This is a genomic window from Duganella sp. AC917 (assembly GCF_979258245.1).
The window spans coordinates 1,293,420-1,310,466 of record NZ_OZ409848.1 but is presented as its reverse complement, the minus strand read 5'-3'; the positions used below and the strand labels follow the sequence as shown (position 1 = coordinate 1,310,466).

16 protein-coding genes and 1 pseudogene are annotated in these 17,047 nt (G+C 66.1%); 4 read left to right on the top strand and 13 right to left on the bottom strand.

What is annotated here, in order from left to right; all coding sequences use genetic code 11:
• Positions 1 to 4: 4 nt before the first annotated feature.
• Genes urtD through ACZ0BA_RS05885 form a run of 5 tightly spaced genes read right to left on the bottom strand, consistent with a single transcriptional unit; the run spans position 5 to position 5,961 of the window.
• Entirely contained in the window at positions 5 to 802 is a 798-nt protein-coding gene (gene urtD / locus ACZ0BA_RS05905) for an urea ABC transporter ATP-binding protein UrtD (RefSeq protein ID WP_463450397.1), read from the bottom strand.
• On the bottom strand, positions 799 to 1,890 hold the full coding sequence (urtC, locus tag ACZ0BA_RS05900) for an urea ABC transporter permease subunit UrtC (protein ID WP_463450396.1): 1,092 nt from the start codon (positions 1,888 to 1,890) through the stop codon (positions 799 to 801). Before urtC ends, urtD begins: the two co-directional genes overlap by 4 nt.
• Positions 1,887 to 3,479: an urea ABC transporter permease subunit UrtB gene (gene urtB / locus ACZ0BA_RS05895; RefSeq protein ID WP_463450395.1), complete on the bottom strand. Its 1,593-nt coding sequence runs from the start codon at positions 3,477 to 3,479 to the stop codon at positions 1,887 to 1,889. Before urtB ends, urtC begins: the two co-directional genes overlap by 4 nt.
• Positions 3,480 to 3,534: 55 nt before the next feature.
• On the bottom strand, positions 3,535 to 4,803 hold the full coding sequence (gene urtA / locus ACZ0BA_RS05890; RefSeq protein ID WP_463450394.1) for an urea ABC transporter substrate-binding protein: 1,269 nt from the start codon (positions 4,801 to 4,803) through the stop codon (positions 3,535 to 3,537).
• A gap of 24 nt (positions 4,804 to 4,827) precedes the next feature.
• Positions 4,828 to 5,961, bottom strand: a complete 1,134-nt coding sequence (locus tag ACZ0BA_RS05885; protein ID WP_463450393.1) for a porin — start codon at positions 5,959 to 5,961, stop codon at positions 4,828 to 4,830.
• A 208-nt stretch (positions 5,962 to 6,169) separates the two neighbouring features.
• On the opposite strand from ACZ0BA_RS05885, the gene ACZ0BA_RS05880 reads away from it, so the two are divergent.
• Positions 6,170 to 6,397, top strand: coding sequence for a hypothetical protein (locus tag ACZ0BA_RS05880; protein WP_463450392.1), 228 nt, complete (start codon positions 6,170 to 6,172; stop codon positions 6,395 to 6,397).
• 86 nt (positions 6,398 to 6,483) lie between these two features.
• Positions 6,484 to 7,614 (top strand): annotated as a pseudogene (locus ACZ0BA_RS05875) (O-antigen ligase family protein); the annotation flags it as partial.
• A gap of 272 nt (positions 7,615 to 7,886) precedes the next feature.
• Here ACZ0BA_RS05875 and ACZ0BA_RS05870 read toward each other — a convergent pair.
• From ACZ0BA_RS05870 to ACZ0BA_RS05835, 8 genes are all read right to left on the bottom strand, one after another.
• Positions 7,887 to 8,798, bottom strand: coding sequence for a glycosyltransferase (locus tag ACZ0BA_RS05870; RefSeq protein ID WP_463450391.1), 912 nt, complete (start codon positions 8,796 to 8,798; stop codon positions 7,887 to 7,889).
• Complete coding sequence (locus ACZ0BA_RS05865) at positions 8,798 to 9,820, bottom strand: WavE lipopolysaccharide synthesis family protein (RefSeq protein WP_463450390.1); 1,023 nt, start codon at positions 9,818 to 9,820, stop codon at positions 8,798 to 8,800. The genes ACZ0BA_RS05870 and ACZ0BA_RS05865 overlap by 1 nt, the downstream gene beginning before the upstream one ends.
• 3 nt (positions 9,821 to 9,823) lie before the next feature.
• Entirely contained in the window at positions 9,824 to 10,822 is a 999-nt protein-coding gene (locus ACZ0BA_RS05860; protein ID WP_463450389.1) for a hypothetical protein, read from the bottom strand.
• A gap of 5 nt (positions 10,823 to 10,827) precedes the next feature.
• The gene (locus ACZ0BA_RS05855) at positions 10,828 to 11,562 is read right to left on the bottom strand and encodes a glycosyltransferase family 2 protein (protein ID WP_463450388.1); all 735 of its coding nucleotides are present in this window, start codon (positions 11,560 to 11,562) and stop codon (positions 10,828 to 10,830) included.
• A complete protein-coding gene (locus tag ACZ0BA_RS05850) occupies positions 11,519 to 13,093 on the bottom strand; it encodes a phosphotransferase (RefSeq protein WP_463450387.1) in 1,575 nt (524 codons plus the stop codon). Before ACZ0BA_RS05850 ends, ACZ0BA_RS05855 begins: the two co-directional genes overlap by 44 nt.
• Before the next feature lies 1 nt (position 13,094).
• On the bottom strand, positions 13,095 to 13,493 hold the full coding sequence (locus tag ACZ0BA_RS05845; RefSeq protein ID WP_463450386.1) for an HAD family hydrolase: 399 nt from the start codon (positions 13,491 to 13,493) through the stop codon (positions 13,095 to 13,097).
• 80 nt (positions 13,494 to 13,573) lie between these two features.
• Positions 13,574 to 14,293 (bottom strand): ABC transporter ATP-binding protein, encoded by a 720-nt coding sequence (locus tag ACZ0BA_RS05840; protein WP_463450385.1) that lies wholly within the window; start codon positions 14,291 to 14,293, stop codon positions 13,574 to 13,576.
• Between the two features lie 6 nt (positions 14,294 to 14,299).
• Positions 14,300 to 15,130 (bottom strand): ABC transporter permease, encoded by an 831-nt coding sequence (locus ACZ0BA_RS05835; protein WP_463450384.1) that lies wholly within the window; start codon positions 15,128 to 15,130, stop codon positions 14,300 to 14,302.
• A 130-nt stretch (positions 15,131 to 15,260) separates the two neighbouring features.
• Here ACZ0BA_RS05835 and ACZ0BA_RS05830 point away from each other — a divergent pair, with 130 nt between their 5' ends.
• Positions 15,261 to 16,124 (top strand): class I SAM-dependent methyltransferase, encoded by an 864-nt coding sequence (locus ACZ0BA_RS05830; RefSeq protein WP_463450383.1) that lies wholly within the window; start codon positions 15,261 to 15,263, stop codon positions 16,122 to 16,124.
• Entirely contained in the window at positions 16,121 to 16,963 is an 843-nt protein-coding gene (locus ACZ0BA_RS05825) for a glycosyltransferase (RefSeq protein WP_463450382.1), read from the top strand. Before ACZ0BA_RS05830 ends, ACZ0BA_RS05825 begins: the two co-directional genes overlap by 4 nt.
• Positions 16,964 to 17,047: the final 84 nt, after the last annotated feature.

Sequence of the window (17,047 nt, the reverse complement as noted above, 5' to 3'; positions counted from 1 at the left end):
TTCTTCAGCGTCCCAGATAGACTTCGATCACCCGCTCGTCGGACTGCACCTGCGCCATTGTTCCCTGCGCCAGCACCGAGCCCTCGTGCAGCACCGTCACCACGCCCTGCTGCGCGATCTCCGTCACGAACGCCATGTCATGCTCGACCACCATGATCGAATGCTTGCCGCGCAATTCGTTCAGCAGTTCCGCCGTGCGCGCCGTCTCGGCGTCCGACATGCCGGCCACCGGCTCGTCGAGCAAAATCAGCTGCGGTTCCTGCATCAGCAGCATGCCGATCTCCAGCCACTGCTTCTGGCCGTGCGACAGCAGGCCGGCCAGCCGCGCCTCGCTGCCGTTCAGGCGTATCAACTTGAGGATCTCGTCGATCTTGCCGCGCTGCTCGGAGTTCAGCCGCGCGAACAAGGTTGGCCGCACCCGCTTGTCGGTCTTCATCGCCAGTTCCAGATTCTCGAACACCGTGTGCTGCTCGAAGATGGTCGGACGCTGGAACTTGCGGCCGATGCCTGCGTGGGCGATCTCGTATTCCGTCATGCGGCTCAAATCCATGGTCTGGCCGAAGTAGGCGGTGCCGGACGTCGGCCGCGTCTTGCCGGTGATGACGTCCATCATGGTGGTCTTGCCGGCGCCGTTAGGCCCGATGATGCACCGAAGCTCGCCGACCGAAATATCCAGGCTCAGTTTATTCAACGCCCGGAAGCCGTCGAACGACACCGTGATCTCCTCCAGGTACAGGATCGCGCCGTGCGTCGTATCCAGACCGGCGACTGCTACGCGGTCATAGCTCTCGTTTCCGCTCATGCCGCTTCCTCCTTGCCTTTGCCCCAACGCGCCGCCAGACCGGCGATACCCTGCGGCAGATAGCGCGTCACTAAAATGAATATCAACCCCAGCGCGAACAGCCACAGGTCCGGGAAGGCGCCGGTGAACCAGCTTTTCAACCCATTGACCGAGAACGCGCCGATGATAGGACCGATCAGTGTTCCGCGCCCGCCGACGGCAGCCCAGATCACCATCTCGATCGAATTCGCCGGCGACATCTCCGACGGGTTGATGATGCCCACCTGCGGCACATACAAGGCGCCGGCTATCCCGCACAGCACCGCCGACAGGGTCCAGACGAACAATTTGAACCACAGCGGGTTGTACCCGATGAACATCAGGCGCGACTCCGAATCGCGCACCGCCTGCAGCACCCTTCCCAGCTTCGATTGCACGATCGCGCGACACAGCAGCAGCGAGCCGGCCAGCACCGCCAACGTCACCAGATATAAGGTCGCCTTGGTGCCGGGCGCGCTGATTGAATACCCGAGGATGCGTTTGAAGTCAGTGAAGCCGTTGTTACCGCCAAAGCCGGTGTCGTTACGGAAGAACAGCAGCATGAAGGCATACGTCATCGCCTGTGTGATGATCGAAAAGTACACCCCCTTGATGCGCGAACGGAAAGCGAAGAAGCCGAACACGAAGGCCAGCACGCCGGGGACCAGCACCACCAGCGCAAGGCAATACCAGAAGCTGTCGGTCGCGGTCCAGTACCAAGGATAGGTTTTCCAGTCGAGGAAGACCATGAAGTCCGGCAGATCGCTTTGATACACGCCTTCCCGGCCGATGGCGCGCATCAGGTACATGCCGTGCGCGTAGGCGCCCAGCGCGAAGAACACGCCATGGCCAAGCGACAGGATGCCGGCGTAGCCCCACACCATATCCAGCGCCAGCGCGGCCAGCGCGTAGCACATGAATTTTCCGATCAGGCTGACCATGTAGCTTGGCACGTGCAGCGCGTGGCCGTCGGGGAAAACCAGGTTAAGCAACGGCAGCGCCGCCAGCGCCACGCAGGTCGCGACGATTCCGCTCCACGCCCTGCGCGAAAATAAAGAGTTATGAATCATTCGGCACTCCTGCCTTTCATGGCGAACAGACCCTGCGGCCGCTTCTGGATAAAGATGATGATGAAGATCAGGATGGCGATCTTGGCCAGCACCGCGCCGGCCACCGGTTCCAGGAATTTATTCGCCTCACCGAGGCCGATCGCGGCGATGATGGTGCCGGCCAGCTGGCCAACGCCACCCAGCACCACGACCATGAACGAATCGACGATATAGCCCTGGCCCAGGTCCGGTCCCACGTTACCGAGCTGCGACAGCGCCACGCCTCCCAGGCCGGCGATGCCGGATCCAAGGCCGAAGGTCATCATGTCGATCTTGGCGGTGGAGACGCCCACGCAGCCGGCCATGCGGCGGTTCTGCATCACGGCGCGCACGAACAAGCCCAGTCGCGTTTTGTTCAGGATCAGCCAAACGCCCGCCACCACGATCATCGCGAAGACGATGATGGCGATGCGGTTGTACGCCAGCACCAGGTTGCCGAGCACCGTCACGCCGCCGGACATCCACGACGGATTGGCCACTTCGACGTTTTGCGCGCCGAAAATGGTGCGCACGCCTTGCATCAGTATCAGGCTGATACCCCAGGTGGCGAGCAGCGTTTCCAGCGGACGGCCATACAGCCAGCGGATCACCGTGCGCTCCATCGCCACGCCCACCGCAGCCGTCACCAGGAAGGCGGCCGGCAGCGCGGCGATCAGATAGGCGTCCACCGCCGACGGAAAGTAGTGGCGGAAGGCCGTCTGGCACAGGTAGGTGGTATAGGCGCCGATCATCAGCAGCTCGCCGTGCGCCATATTGATGATGCCCATCAGGCCAAAGGTGATGGCGAGGCCCAAAGCCGTCAGCAGCAGCACGCTGCCGAGCGAAATCCCGTAGAAAACGTTGCCGACAAATTCGGTGCGCGCCAGGCGGCTGTCGATCGCTGCCAGGGTGCGCGCGGCGGCGACACGCACGCCCTCATCCGGCTCGACCGGCGTGCCATCCGCATTTTTAGTCAGCATGGTTTGCAAGGCAGGCCGCAGGTTGGCGTTGCTGCTGTCTGCCAGCGCCTCCACCGCAGCCTTGCGCTTGGCGGCGTTCGGCGATTGCAGGTTGGCGGTGGCCGCGACCAGTTGCAGCAAGGGGCGGATGTCGGCGTCGGTTTCTTTGGCCAGCGCCTTGTCGATCAGTGGCGCCTGCGCCAGGGTCACGCTTTTTTGCAGTTCGGTGACGGCCGCCAGGCGTTCGTTGCGGTCGGGAGAAAGCAGTTTGAGCGCCGACAGCGCGTCGTCGATGGCGCCGCGCAGCCGGTTGTTAATCATCAGGCCATCGATCCCCTCGGGCAGCGGCCCGGTGGCGCCGGTGGCGGGGTTGTAGGCCTTGTCGTCGGTGACGATCAACACCTGGCCTTCCGGCGTCGCATAGGCATCGCCGTTTTTCATCGCCATCAGCAGGCGGGTGGCGTCGTCATTGGCCAACGCGCCGATCCGGCCGACCGCCGCGATGCGGGCGTCGGCATCGTCGCCGGTCAATGGCGCCAGCAAGGCGCTATCGATGGCCGCCTGTGCCGCGCCGGCGAGCAGCAAAGCGGCGATAAGCAGGAATTTTTTCAAGATACATGTTCCTCAATTGAAGCCGGCCGGCCGCCGGACGGCGGCCGGCTCCCACTTACAGCTTTTGCTTGCTTTCGTTACCCTGGATGTACGGGCTCCAAGGCTGCGCGCGCACCGGACCAGGGGTTTTCCACACGACGTTGAACTGGCCGTCCGCGCGGATCTCGCCGATGAAGACCGGCTTGTGCAGGTGGTGATTGGTCGCGTCCATCGTCAAGGTGAAGCCCGACGGCGCCTTGAAGGTCTGGCCGCCCATCGCCGCGATCACCTTGTCGGTGTCGGTCGACTTGGCCTTCTCCACCGCCTGCGCCCACATGTGGATGCCGACGTAGGTCGCCTCCATCGGATCGTTGGTCACCACGGTTTTCGCGTTCGGCAGCTTCTTGGCGACGGCATAGGCCTTCCACTTTTTGATGAAGTCCGTATTGACCGGATTTTTCACCGACTCGAAGTAGTTCCATGCCGCCAGGTGGCCCAGCAACGGCTTGGTGTCGACGCCGCGCAGTTCCTCTTCGCCCACCGAGAACGCCACCACCGGCACGTCGGTCGCCTTCAGGCCCGCGTTGCCCAGCTCTTTGTAGAACGGCACGTTGGAGTCGCCGTTGATGGTCGAGATCACGGCCGTCTTGCCGCCCGCCGAGAACTTCTTGATGTTGGCGACGATGGTCTGGTAGTCGGAGTGGCCGAACGGGGTGTACACCTCGTCGATGTCGCTATCCTTCACGCCTTTGCTTTTCAGGAAAGCGCGCAGGATCTTGTTGGTGGTGCGTGGATAAACGTAGTCGGTCCCCAGCAGCACGAAGCGCTTGGCGCCGCCGCCGTCCTTGCTCATCAAATATTCGACTGCGGGAATCGCTTGCTGGTTCGGCGCCGCGCCGGTGTAGAACACGTTCTTTTCCAGTTCCTCGCCCTCGTACTGCACCGGGTAGAACAACAGGCTATTTAACTCTTTGAACACCGGCAGCACCGATTTGCGCGATACCGACGTCCAGCAACCGAAGACGGCCGACACCTTGTCCTGGGCGATCAGGCCGCGCGCCTTTTCGGCGAACAGCGGCCAGTTGGAGGCCGGATCGACCACCACCGCCTCGAGTTTCTTGCCCATCACGCCGCCCTTGGCGTTGATCTCGTCGATGGTCATCAAGGCGACGTCCTTGAGCGACGTCTCGGAGATGGCCATGGTGCCGGACAGCGAGTGCAGGATGCCGACCTTGATGGTGTCGGCGGCGTAAGCCGAGGTGGATAAGGTCGCACCGGCGGCCAGCAGGGAGGTAGCGGCGGCGATGCGGCTGATGGTGCCGATGAAATTGCGACGATTTTGCATGTGATAGCTCCGTGGGTGGCGAGATTAGTATTGCAGCTGCAAAGTGAGCGAGAACTTGTCCTGGCTGGCGACGCTGGTGACCTTGGTCTTCGAGTACACGGCGCTGATTTGCGCGTTGTAGCCGTCGATGATGTAGTTCACGCCGGCGTCGATCTGCTTCGTATCGATGTTGGTATCGGCGGCGAATTTCTGCCAGCGCGCGAACGGCTGCAGCTTGCCCCAGCCGAGCTTCTGGTCGAAGATATAGGACACGCCGGCCGAATACGCGTTGCCCTGCTCCGCCAGGATGATGTTGTCGGTGTCGTAGTCGTAGTAGGCCGCTTCCACCGCCACCGCGCCGGAGCCCTTGATGCGCTTCTCCATCAGGAAGTCGACGTTGTAGGAGCTGTATTTGCCGTTCCTGGCGACGGTCAGGATGCCGTCCTTCTGATAGCGGCCCGCCACGCCGATCGACAGGATGTCGGCGTTGCCGAGGTAGTTGCCGGTGCCGTAGTAGCCCGGCTCCGCGTCCCAGAAGTCGTACTGCAGGCGGCCCGCGTACATCAGCGAATCGTCGGCTTTGACGCCGGCCGCCTTGGCCTGCGACTGCGTCAGCGAACCGATGCCGAAGGTATGCCCCTCGAAGGCGCCGAAGGAGTAACCGAGCTTGCCGTCGGCGACATTGCCCCAGACGACAACGCCGTCGTCGCGGCCGCGGAAGATACCGCCGTTGTAGCCGTAGCGCGAGGCCACGCCGGCCCAGTAGCCGCCGCCCATCGAGTAGTATGGCCCGGCCATGTTGGCGCGGTCGCTCGGCGACAGCAGGCGGCCGGCCCAGATATTAAGCTCCGGCGAGATGGCGAACTGGCCGGCGGCGTCGAGCACGCGGATCTTGTCGCCGTCCCATTCGGTGTTGAACATGCCCTTGATGTTCTTGTTGAGCGAGGCGCCGAAGTACAGGCGGCCGCTATCGAGGTTGAAGTCCTGCGAGCGCCCGCTGCCGTTGGGCGCCGCGTCTTCCGCGCTGGTGAAGCTCTCGCGCAGGCCGAAGCCGACGCTGACCGACTTGTCGTCGCCCATGTTGATCGTCGCGCCGGCGCAGGCCGGTTTGACCGCCGCTGCCGCCACTACCGCCACCGCCGCCAGCAGCACTTGCCGGCTTCCCCGTTTCAGACGCATCGTGTTTCCCCTTGGTTGGACTATTGTTGAACTAATATTGCAACTTTAGCCAGCGGCGGGGTGTCGGGGAATACGTCGAATGACGTACGACGGATGAGCGCAACGCCGTCGGCCCTGCACGAGCCGCAGTACGCGTACACGGCCGATTGCGCCGGAACAGCGCAATTTGGTGCACAATCACGCTTTCAGATTTCAACAGAGCCCCGTCATGACCATCTTCGCCGCCCCCGTCTTCGACGCCACCGTGATTTACGAAGGCAACGAGCTGTTCAAAGGCCAGGGCGCCGCACGCGGCTGGGCCGAGAAGCTGGCCAAGGAGCTGGAGTGCGAAATCGGCGTCGAAAAGATCGGCACCGGCTGGGCACTATGCGGCACCGTCGACGGCGAAGCCCTTAAATGGGGCATCCATGGACAGCGCCTGAAGCGGCTGGACTAAGCGCAAAAGCGACAGCGCGCCGGCCTGCGGGGCGCCCGTTTGACATTTCGCAAGCTCGCCAACGGGACGCTGGCTAAGCTGGGACGATGCAAATAGCGTCCCTATCGCCCTGCTCCGCAGCCTGGCGGGTCTCGGCCTGCATTGCGGTGTTCCTGCTTCCCGCGACGAGCCTGGTCACAGGTTTCGGCTTGGGCGCATGGGGCTTATTAAGTATCGCGTTGTTGGCCTGCGCCGGCCGCAGGTCCGTCGCAGCATGGCAGCTACAATGGGCCGACCGGACGACACACTGGGTCCTGCTGGCTTTCCTGGTCAACGCGCTGCTGCATGCCGGCTTTCTGGCCGCGCGGGCCGATGCCCACTTCGGCGCACTCGAGAAACCAGTGCGCATGCTACTTGCAGCGGCGGCCACCACGCTGGTGTTACTGGCGCGCCCCCCGCTGGCATCGTTGTGGCACGGCGCGGCGGTCGGCGCGATAGGTGCCGCCGCGTTCGCCGTCTGGCAGCGCTGGGGGCTCGGCTGGCCGCGCGCGGGCGGCCTGATGAACCCGATCACCTTTGGCGACCTGTCGGCCTGCCTGGCGCTGCTATGCCTGATCGGGGCAGGCACGGCGCGCGCGGCGCCGTCCTCCTCGCGCCGACAGCCGACGACAGACTTGGCCACTTCACCGGTTTCTTCACCGGTTTCTTCACCGGCGACTTTATTAGCCAACATTCGGGCCACTTCACCGGGCACCTTGCTGACCATCTGCGGCGCGGCGGCCGGCGTACTGGCCGCGCTGCTCAGCGGCAGCCGTGGCAGCTGGCTGGTGCTGGTGTTGGCGCTGCCTGTGCAATTATTGATCGGCTACCAGGATCGCCGCCGGCTGCGCGCGGTGCTCAAGCTCGCCGCGCTGACCCTCGCCGTGGCCAGCACGCTGTGGCTGTTACCGCAAACCGGTGTGCGGGAACGCCTGGCGCTGGGCGGAAGCGACCTGCGCCTGTATTTCGCCGGACAACCGGCCACACCGCTCGGCTTGCGCCTGGACCTGTGGCGCGCCGGGCTGCGCATCGCCGCCGATCATCCCTGGACCGGACTGTCCGACGACGATTACGTGCAAGCGCTGCGGCGGATGGTGGTTGCGCGCCAGCTCAGTCCCGCCGTCTTCACGCTGGCGCCGCCGCCCCACTTGCACAACGATGCGCTGCAAGCGCTGGCCAGCCGTGGCTTTGCCGGCCTGCTGGCCTGGGCCGGCACGATGGCCGCGCCGCTGTGGTTTTTCGCCGAACGCCTGCGCGCGCGACCTGGCACGACGGCAAGCGCGGCGCCCAACGTGCGCGCGCCAGCGCTGGCCGGACTGCTGCTGGTGCTATCCTACCTGTGCTTCGGCTTGACGGAGGTCATCTTCTGGTCCGTCAAGGGCAGCCTGTTCTATGCGCTGCTGGTGTTCTTGTTGATCGGCTATTGCCTTGCCGGCGCACCTGCCACCGTGCCGGCGCCCGGCGGCACGCCTCAGGCCGCCGGGCCGGCGCCCAATCGACGCAGATATCCATCGCGCAAAGCCCGACCCAGCCAGCGCCAGGCAGCAGCGCTGCGCCAGCCGCCGCATACCAGCAACATGCCGAGGCCGACGCCGCCGGCCGCCAGTCCCGGCAGCAGCGGCAGTCGGGCATGATCGCGCGCCACCACGATGCGATTGCGGACATTGAGATAGTGGCGCCGCCCGAACCCGCCGGCGCGCAGCCGGCCTTCCGGCTGGCGCAGGTGATCGACGACGCTTGCCGGCGCCAGCCACAGCGAAAAGCCGGCGCGCCGCAGCCGCAGCGAATAATCGGTGTCGTCGTAGGCCAGGAACAGCGCCGATTCCGGCAGGCCGGCGCGCGCCACCGCCCGCGCCGCCACCAGCATGCCGACAAACGATGCGGTGTCGATACGCATCGCTTCCCGGCCGCCGTCGTAGACCGCCGCAGGCAACGCACGCTCGAGCCCGGTCCAGGCGCCGAAGCGGCGCCGGTGCTGCAATGCCGGCTCGCCGAACTCGACCACCTTACCGCACACGGCGCCCGCGTCCGGCTCCAGCGCAGGCAGCGCCCGTTCCAGCCCGCGCAAGGCGTCCGGCCGCGCCACCGCATCATCGTCCTGCAACCAGACCCAATCGAAGCCGGCCGCGCAGGCGTGTTGCAACCCAAGCGCGAAACCGCCGGCGCCGCCGAGGTTGCGCTCGCAGCGCAGCACTTCCAGTGTGTCGTCGCCGGCCGCCAGCGCGCCGAGCAGATCGACCGTTGCGGCCCCGCTGGCGTTGTCGACGACGATGACGCGCTCGGGCGGACGGGTCTGCGAGCGCAGCGCCTGCAACGCCAGCTCGAGCAAGGCCGGCCGGTCCCGCGTGACGACCACTGCGGCGATGTGCCCAGGCGTCGCCATCAGACCATCCGCAGCACGCGGTTGGCCGCGCGCCGCAACGGTGCGCCGCGCCCGCGCGGGTCGAACAGGAAATCGTGCAGCGGGCGGGTATGGCGGAAGCCAACCCGGGCGATCCGCTTGCGGCGCTGGCGCGCGGCGATCGCCGCCCGTAAGCGGTCGGCTTCCGGGCCGGTGCCGAGGTAGTCCGGATTCAGCGCCAGCCAGTCCAGATGCATCAGGTTGGCCATGCTCTGGAACAGCGAGCCGCCCACCCAGCCATAGCGCGGGCAAACCAGACCGATCTGCCACGGGTCGAGCAGCATCACTTCGCTCGCCAGAAAGCGCCGGAACTCGGCCAATACCGTCTCGTTCGCATCATTCAGATACGCCGGAACGCCGTAGCCGAGCCCTTGCGCATAGTGGAGGCAATAGTGCTGCTCCACCGCGAACCGGGCGCGGAACTGGCGCTCGAAGTAGGTTGCGCCCGGCGCGTGGGGATGCAGCTCGTGATGGCGTCCATCCCCCGCGTCCATCGGCGGCGCCGACCAGTAACGGCGCAACGCATCGATGGGGCCGAACTGGAACCAATCGCTCAGGTGGAACGGCAAGCGCTCGAACACCGTCGGATCGAGCGTGAAGAACGAACAGGCCAATACGCGCTCGCGCTCGCGCCCGCGCTGCTCGGCGTGGAAGTCGAGAAAGCCGGCGTGTTCCAGCCAGCAGTCGGTGCGCAACTTGGCCGCGTACGGCGTGCTGACGGCGGCCATACCGGCCAGCGTCGACACCAGTTGGCGGTTGACGTTGTTGACCTTGCCGTCGTGCAGCTTCAACGGCGCCAGGGGACCCGGATCGGCGCTGCGCACAACCACGTCCACCGGCAGGTCGCGCGGCAGCTCGGCATCCTCCCAGGTCGACAGTATCACGCATGCGCCCGGCAGCGCCCGCCGCGTGCGGCGCAGATTGCGTAGCGCGTGCTCGCCGTCACGGGTGACATAGGGGCGGAAAGCGCCCTGGAATACCAGGGTCAGGTCGGAAGTTCGCATCTTTTACCCCGTCAGCGGCGGTGTTGGCGGCCGCGCGCCGCCGTGGGCGGCCGCCAGCGCATCGATATACGAACGCAACGGCGCATTGACCCGGCGCGGCACGCGCTTGACCCCGAACAAACCGTGCGGCTCATGCACACGCCACATATTATTGCCGTCGGACAGCCATTCATAGGGTGCCAACAGCTCGCTGCGGTCCTGGGCCACGCGGTCTACCCAGCGGCGGTCGATGCGGTGGAAGCCGCTGCGTATCAGCAGGTGTTCAAGCACGCGCCGCAGGAACGCCCGCGCTGCCCCACCGCCCTCGATCAAAGGCGCCAGCCTTTGGCGCCAGCGCCAGTGCACGCGGTCGAACCGGTGAATCTCGGAAAACACATACGGCGTCCCCGTACGCGGCGCGCCCAGTGCCTCGGCCACTGTCGACAACCAGACCTCCTCGCGCGGATAAGGACGCGGCGGACGCTGGCCGAGCGCCCCGGCCAGCACGGCGGCGATTTCGAACAGCCAGTCGGCCTGGTAGCTGGCGCCCTCGACCTGCGAACCATTGAGCGGGGCGCCGCCCAGCCGCCGGCGCAGCGCGCGCAGTGCCGGATCGGCCAATGCGGCGTCGGCAAAACGCCAGTAGCTGCCGGGCGCGATCGGCCGCTGGTGGAACAGATTGCCCGACCGCGCCAGCCAGGCCGACAAGCCCGGCCGCACCAGCATATCGTTGGACGCGTGCAGACAGACACGGCTGGCATCACGAAGGGTGCGAATCAAGGCGACATTGGCCAGGTGCGCCTCCAGGATGCGGCCCCAGCCGGTCGAGCCGCGCGTCGGGTTCAGCACCACGTTGCGGCAGCCAGCGCGGCGTAGCGCCGCGCGCAGCTCGGTCAAGCTGAAACGGGCCTCGGCCGAGACGTGCAACACCACCATCGCCTGCGGCAGAAAGGCGGCGAAGTTGTGCAATTGCGCGGCGATGACCGCCGGCTGCGTGTGGACCGGGAGCGATATGTAGATCATGCCCATCATGGCCGCTCGGCCAGCAGCGCACGGTATTCGTCGGGCGTGCCGGCAAAGTGCACCAGCTCGCGTCCGATCTCGTGGTACACCACGCGCCGGCCCTGGGCCAGCATGGCGTTATACAGCGGGGCGACGTACAGCTCGCCCCAGCGTTCGCGGTAGTCGTCGGCGTGCCGCACCGCCTTGCCGCACACCTCGGCAAAGTCGATGGCCCGCGCGAAATAATACAAACCGGTGCTGCACAGCGGCGAAATGCGTTTTTTTTCACTGGTCTGCGCCACCCGCGCGCCGAACGCGGCCGATGGTTGCACAAACGACCAGTGCGTGCCCTGCCCGCGAAAAACCTCGAGGTAGCCGTCGGCGGCCTCGGCCTGCGCCGGGAAGCGGTAGCGCGGCCGTATCGTGTCGATATTAAAGATCAACAGCGACTCGTTGGCGCCACAGCCGCTGTCCTGCAAGCCCAGCAGCACCGTTTCGGCCTGACCGGCGGTTTCGCGTCGCAGCCGCACCACCCGGTGATCGGCGATGCCCAGGCGGGCGCATTCGGCGTTGACGAAACCGACCGCATCGGCGTCGTCGCGGCACACGAACAGGAAGCGCTCGCTGTCGAAATAGTGTTCGAATGAACGCGCACAGGCGGCAAACAGCGACTGCCCGCCCAGCGGCAGCTCGTACTTGGGCCGGTTGTAGCCGGCCTCATAAAAGCGGCGGCTGCGCCCCGCCATCGGCAGGATGATCATGTTGCCTCCATTCCAGATAAAGCCTGATGCCATTGGCCATCAGCGCTTGTTGACGCAAGGGGTTGTCCGCGTGCAGCGGCAACATCGACAGGAACAGTGTCACCATCAGCGGGTAGCAATCCCACTCTGCCGGACGGCGGCCGGCGAACGGGGTGGCCAGAAACTGCCGTTGGAGCGGCATGCTGTGCTCTGCCAGCAAGCGCAGCCGCAGCGCCTGGCCGTCGATCGCCAGCTCGAAGTAGCCCGCCACGATGTGGTCGTACAGACCCAGCACCGAGTGCGCCAGCTTGCCGATCTCGTAGCGACGGTCGCCGTGCACGCTGGGCCGGCATTGCGCGTCGGTGCCGCGCGGGTCGATGAGCTTGACGCTGCCGGCGCGGAAGTCGAACAGGATGTTGCTGAAGCACAAGTCGCCGTGGATGAACGACGGCGTCGACGGCGCCGCCATCAGCGCGGCCGCCGCCTCGCTCGCCATGGCGCGCAGCGATGGTGTGGCGCGGCCGTTGAATCGCCAGCCGAGGTCGAGGTCGCAGCCGCTTTGCGCGGCGTATTCGTCGAGCCGGCGCAGCGTCTTGTCCAGATACAGATCGCGAGCGTGCCCGGCTTCCAATGGCGGACCGGGCGGCAAGTCGCCGGCTCGCCGCAGATAATGGTCGCAGGCGGCGAAAATGCGCCGCCACACCGGTTCGGGCAGCCGGCCGAAGACAAACAGCTCGCTCAACGTGGCCAGGTGCAGGTACTCGACGGCGTAGCCGCACGGCGGCCCGTCGAAGCGGCCCATGTACGGCGCCAGGAAGGGTTTGACCGGCATCGGCGCCTGCTCGAACCAGGCGGCCTCCGCGCGCATCTTGTCGCCATCGTCGCTGGACTTCGCCACCACACCGTCGCCAACCTCCAGATGATTGAAATGGCGCTCCGTGGTGACCTGGCGGCGCGAATCGAAAAAGGTATGGACGTGGCCGAAGTCGAGCCAGCGCGCCACTGCGTGGTGGCGCATGCCGCCCACGAGCTCGCCATAGCTGTCGACGGCGGCAATGAAGTCGCCCAGCTCGCGCAGCCGCTGGCGCAGCAGGCGCGCGTCCGAGAACGAGAACATGCCGCTCCACACGCCGCCGGGCTGGCCGCGCCGGGGCGCCTCCTCGCGCCAGTTGTAATGCGTGTCGGTGCGGCCCACCGCCAGCCAGTCACTGCCCTCGGGCGGCGCGTCGCTGATCAACGTGTCGCCGTACAGCACGTCAAGCTGGCCGCGCACGTCAGTGTCGGCCAGAAAGTCGTGCAGCGCGGCCCCGAGCGGCAGGCCGGCGCCGCTGCGGTACAGCCGCACCGCGCTGCGCGCCAGGTCGCGCTGATCGCCCTCGTCGAGCGCGAAGCCGCCGGGCAGGGTCAGGTACACGGGTCCCTGGCCGCTGCTGCGCGCCAGCTGGTGGGCGTACAACCGGCGGTTGCCCACCGGTAGAAAAGCTGGGGGCACTTTGCCGAACTCGGCCACCAGTTCGCTGTCGACATACGCGCCCGAGAGTATCACCAGCATGTTAGCGCCCCGCCCTTTCCGCCGACAGCAGCGCGTCGATCTCGGCCACCGTGCAGCGCGCGAACTCGGAAGGCCGTACCGCGCGGTCGTCGACATAGAAGCCCTGCAGGCCGCACCACGGCTTGCCGACATGGACCTCATCGAACGGCACGTCGTGTCGCGTCAGCCATGCGAGGATCAGCGGCAGCGTATGCACGTTGATCATGCCGATATTGCCCTCGTAGGTGCGCATGTTGCGGCTGGTGTGGATGACGATCTGGTAGCCGTCCGCACGATACTGGCGCAGCCGCGCCAGCAGCGCCACGTCCGGCACGGCGTGGGCATAATCGTTGGCCGCGGCAGGCGTGGCCGCCACCGGCAACGCAAGCGTGCCATCGAGGTCGATAATCAGTCTTTTCATCCGACAAGCATAGTCCCGCGATCAGACGCTTGTTTGATCTGCCTCTATCGTGCGGATGGGATGCGGCGGCGTTGGCGATGTCAAAGCGCGTCGGCGCCGACCTCGCGCAGCAGGCCATGTTCGAGGCGCAGGAAGCGCCGGCAGTGGCGCTTGACGGCAGCGGCGTCGTGCGAGGCGAACACGAAGATGCCTACCGAGGCGATCAGCGCCTCCATGCGGCGCGCCGCCTGCACCTGGAACTCGGCGTCGCCGGCGCCGAACACCTCGTCGAGCAGCAGGATGTCGGGGCGGCTGGCGGTGGCCACGGCAAACATCAGCCGCGTCATCATGCCGGCCGAGTAGGTGCGCACCGGCAGGTCGAGGAAGTGGCCCAGTTGCGTGAACGTTTCGATGTCGGGCAGGCCGTCGCGGATCTCGTCTCGCGTCAGGCCCAGCAGCAAGCCCATGCGGAAGATGTTTTCGTATCCGCTCAGTTCGCGATCCATGCCGGCGCCCAGCTCCAGCACCGTGGCCACCCGCCCTTCGCTTTCGATGCGCCCGGCCACCGGCCGGTAGACCCCGGCCATGGTGCGCAGCAAGGTGCTCTTGCCGGCGCCGTTGTGGCCGATCAGGCCGACCGCGTCGCCATGTTCGAGCACGAACGAGGCGTCGCGCAGCGCCGTCACCACCTGCACGCCGGAGGCGGCGCGCTCGAAGCGCCCGCCGGTGGACAGGCGCAGCAGCTCGCGCCGCAGCGACGTGGCGCGCTGGTCGTAGACGGGATACTGCACCGTCACCGCGTCGAACAGCAGCCGCGCCATTGCGCCCTACACCCAATACGCGATGCGGTCGCGTTTGACATTGAACAGCCAGCATGTCAGCAGCATGCCGCCGGCGCACAGCAGCAGGTTGACGGCGACCACGAAACCGGGCGGCGCCGTGCCCAGCAGCGGATGACGCATCAACTCGATTAAGTGGCTGAACGGATTCCACCACAGGTATTCGCCATTGAACGGCAGATAGCTGGGCCGGTAGAACACCGGACTGAGGAACATCAGCACCGGCAGCGCGGCGGCCACCATGTATTCCAGATCGCGGAAACGCGCGCCGAGAATGCTGAACAGCAGCGTCATCCAGAACAAATTGGCCGCCAGCAGCACGAAACACGGCAGCACTAGCAGACAGTAGCGGTTGACCGGCACGCCGAACCACAGCACCACCGCCAACAGCACCGGCAGGTTGTGGGCGAAGTTGATCAGGTGCCGCGCCAGCATCTGGATCGGATGCATGGCCAGCGGGAGGTTGACGTTGCGCACGATGGCGCCCTGGCGGGCAAAGGTGGTGGTGGCCTCGGCCAGGCAGCCGCTGAGCAGCTGCCACATGATCAGTCCGGCGGTCAGCGCCGGCACGAACACCGCGCGCTCCATGCGCAACAGTTCGCTCCAGACCAGCCCCAGCCCGACAGTGCCGGCGGCCGTGCCCAAAGTCATCCAAAGCGGCCCGAGCACGCTGCGCCGATAGCGCGAGCGCAGGTCGCCGGCGGCAAGATAGGCGATCACGGGCAGCAGCGCGGCGGCCTCGCGCAGGTCGCGCAGGGCCGGACTGGTCAGCACGCGGCGGCCGGTGGCGTGCAAAGCGGGATGGATGAATGCAAACATGCGGCGATTGTGCGCCCTGCTAAACGCACAACGGCTGATCTGGCGCAAGCATGCGCCGGATTGGCGCAACCCTGGCGCGCCGCGCGACTCTTACCGTAACAGGCCGCGCCGCCGCACACGGGAGCACATCATGGGCAACGAAATACGGCAACAAGAGATCCTGCGCTACGCCAGCATGCAAAAGGCGTTCTACGACGACATGCCGCACCAGACCGAGGAAATCGTCGGCAACTACGACTTCCACCAGAACTTCCCGTACGAGACACATTTGCTGCATTTATATGGCGACTTGCGCAAGCCGGTGCTGGCCGATCCGGCGCGCGCGCGCGGCTTCGACATCGGCTGCGGCGAGGGCCGCATGATACGCCGCATGGCGCCGCTGCTGGGCCAGTGCGACGGGGCCGACATTTCCCAAAAAATGGTTGACGCGGCGCGCCGCCGCACGCCCGGCGCGCAGATTTACCTGTCGTCCGGCACCGACTGCGGCGGCGCGCCGTCCAACGCCTACCACTTCGGCTTTTGCACTATCTCGCTGCACCACATCTGTGTGCACCAGACGCGCTCGCTGATCCTGCACGACCTGGTGCGCATCCTGCGGCCGGACGGCTGCGCGACCTTGCAGTTCATGTTCTCGCGCTACTATCCGTTCTGCCGCACTGTGCCGCCGCCGGTCAACGACGCCTACCTGGTCGACATCCACCACCGCGACCGCCTGCAAGCGGGATGGTTCGACAACCGCTGGGACGCCGTGGGCACCAACAGCATGTGCGACGCCGCCTTCGGCAGCGCCGACCTGGACGCGGTGCGGGCCGACTTCGGCCGCTGGTTCCACGAGGTCGACGTCTGGTTCCACGACCTGTCGATCGGCCGTCCCGACCACCGCGCCGACGGCCGCGCCAGGCTGCTGCCGGAAACGCACCCGAATTGCCACGGCTCGGACGACGCCTGGTTCACGCACATGGCCTTCTTCCACCTGCGCGGGCCGAAAAAATGACACGTCGCCCGCCCCCGGCCAGTTGTTCGGTGGTTTGCTATGACAACCCGCCGCAACTGCTGGACCGGATGCTCGCCAGCGTCACCGCGAGCCTGCCGTCGATCCGGCCGTATGTGGTCGACAATTCTGCGCACCCGGCGTTGGCGCCGGTGGCGCGGCGCCACGGCGCGCAGTACTGCCACCTGCCGCACAACCCCGGCTATGGCGGCGGGCACAACCACGCCATCGGAGAAGCGCTGGCGCGCGGCAGCGCCTACCACTTCGTGCTCAATCCGGACATCTACATCGCCGCCGGCGACCTCGCCGCGATGCTGGCGTTCATGGAGCGCCATCCCGATGTCGGCCTGTTGTCGCCGCGCGTACACTATCCGGACGGGCGCCTGCAACCGCTGTGCAAGCTTCTGCCGAACCCGGCGGACATGCTATTGCGGCGCTTGCTGCCTAGGCTGCATCGCAGCAGCGGTCGCCAGGCGCTGTACGAGCTGCACCACAGCGGCTACGACCATCCGATGGAGGTCCCGGTGTTGTCGGGCTGCTTTCTGCTGATGCGCGCCGACGTCGTGCGCCGGGTCGGCCTGTTCGACGAGCGGTTTTTCCTGTACTTCGAGGATGTCGACCTGAGCCGGCGGATCGGCAAGGTGGCGCGCACCATGTACTTTCCGTACCTGCAGATCGTGCACGACTACGCCAGAAGCTCATACCGCCAGCCGCGCATGTTCTGGCATCACACCGTGTCGGCGCTGCGCTACTTCAACAAATGGGGCTGGTTCAGTGATCCCGAACGCGTTCGTATCAATCATCGTACGCTCAGGCGGCTGAGCGAGCAACCGCGAGCGTAACAGAGGGCGACCTGCAACATTGGCATCTTCACCATGGCGCCGGTGGCTTTGCGCAATTGACACGACGCAGAGCACCGGACCGGT

Bases quoted from the DNA above. Each gene is read 5' to 3' on its own strand.
- urtD (WP_463450397.1), bottom strand. From the start codon at position 802: ATGAGCGGAAACGAGAGCTATGACCGCGTAGCAGTCGCCGGTCTGGAT.
- urtC (WP_463450396.1), bottom strand. From the start codon at position 1,890: ATGATTCATAACTCTTTATTTTCGCGCAGGGCGTGGAGCGGAATCGTC.
- urtA (WP_463450394.1), bottom strand. From the start codon at position 4,803: ATGCAAAATCGTCGCAATTTCATCGGCACCATCAGCCGCATCGCCGCC.
- ACZ0BA_RS05885 (WP_463450393.1), bottom strand. From the start codon at position 5,961: ATGCGTCTGAAACGGGGAAGCCGGCAAGTGCTGCTGGCGGCGGTGGCG.
- ACZ0BA_RS05880 (WP_463450392.1), top strand. From the start codon at position 6,170: ATGACCATCTTCGCCGCCCCCGTCTTCGACGCCACCGTGATTTACGAA.
- ACZ0BA_RS05870 (WP_463450391.1), bottom strand. From the start codon at position 8,798: ATGGCGACGCCTGGGCACATCGCCGCAGTGGTCGTCACGCGGGACCGG.
- ACZ0BA_RS05865 (WP_463450390.1), bottom strand. From the start codon at position 9,820: ATGCGAACTTCCGACCTGACCCTGGTATTCCAGGGCGCTTTCCGCCCC.
- ACZ0BA_RS05860 (WP_463450389.1), bottom strand. From the start codon at position 10,822: ATGATCTACATATCGCTCCCGGTCCACACGCAGCCGGCGGTCATCGCC.
- ACZ0BA_RS05855 (WP_463450388.1), bottom strand. From the start codon at position 11,562: ATGATCATCCTGCCGATGGCGGGGCGCAGCCGCCGCTTTTATGAGGCC.
- ACZ0BA_RS05850 (WP_463450387.1), bottom strand. From the start codon at position 13,093: ATGCTGGTGATACTCTCGGGCGCGTATGTCGACAGCGAACTGGTGGCC.
- ACZ0BA_RS05845 (WP_463450386.1), bottom strand. From the start codon at position 13,493: ATGAAAAGACTGATTATCGACCTCGATGGCACGCTTGCGTTGCCGGTG.
- ACZ0BA_RS05840 (WP_463450385.1), bottom strand. From the start codon at position 14,293: ATGGCGCGGCTGCTGTTCGACGCGGTGACGGTGCAGTATCCCGTCTAC.
- ACZ0BA_RS05835 (WP_463450384.1), bottom strand. From the start codon at position 15,130: ATGTTTGCATTCATCCATCCCGCTTTGCACGCCACCGGCCGCCGCGTG.
- ACZ0BA_RS05830 (WP_463450383.1), top strand. From the start codon at position 15,261: ATGGGCAACGAAATACGGCAACAAGAGATCCTGCGCTACGCCAGCATG.
- ACZ0BA_RS05825 (WP_463450382.1), top strand. From the start codon at position 16,121: ATGACACGTCGCCCGCCCCCGGCCAGTTGTTCGGTGGTTTGCTATGAC.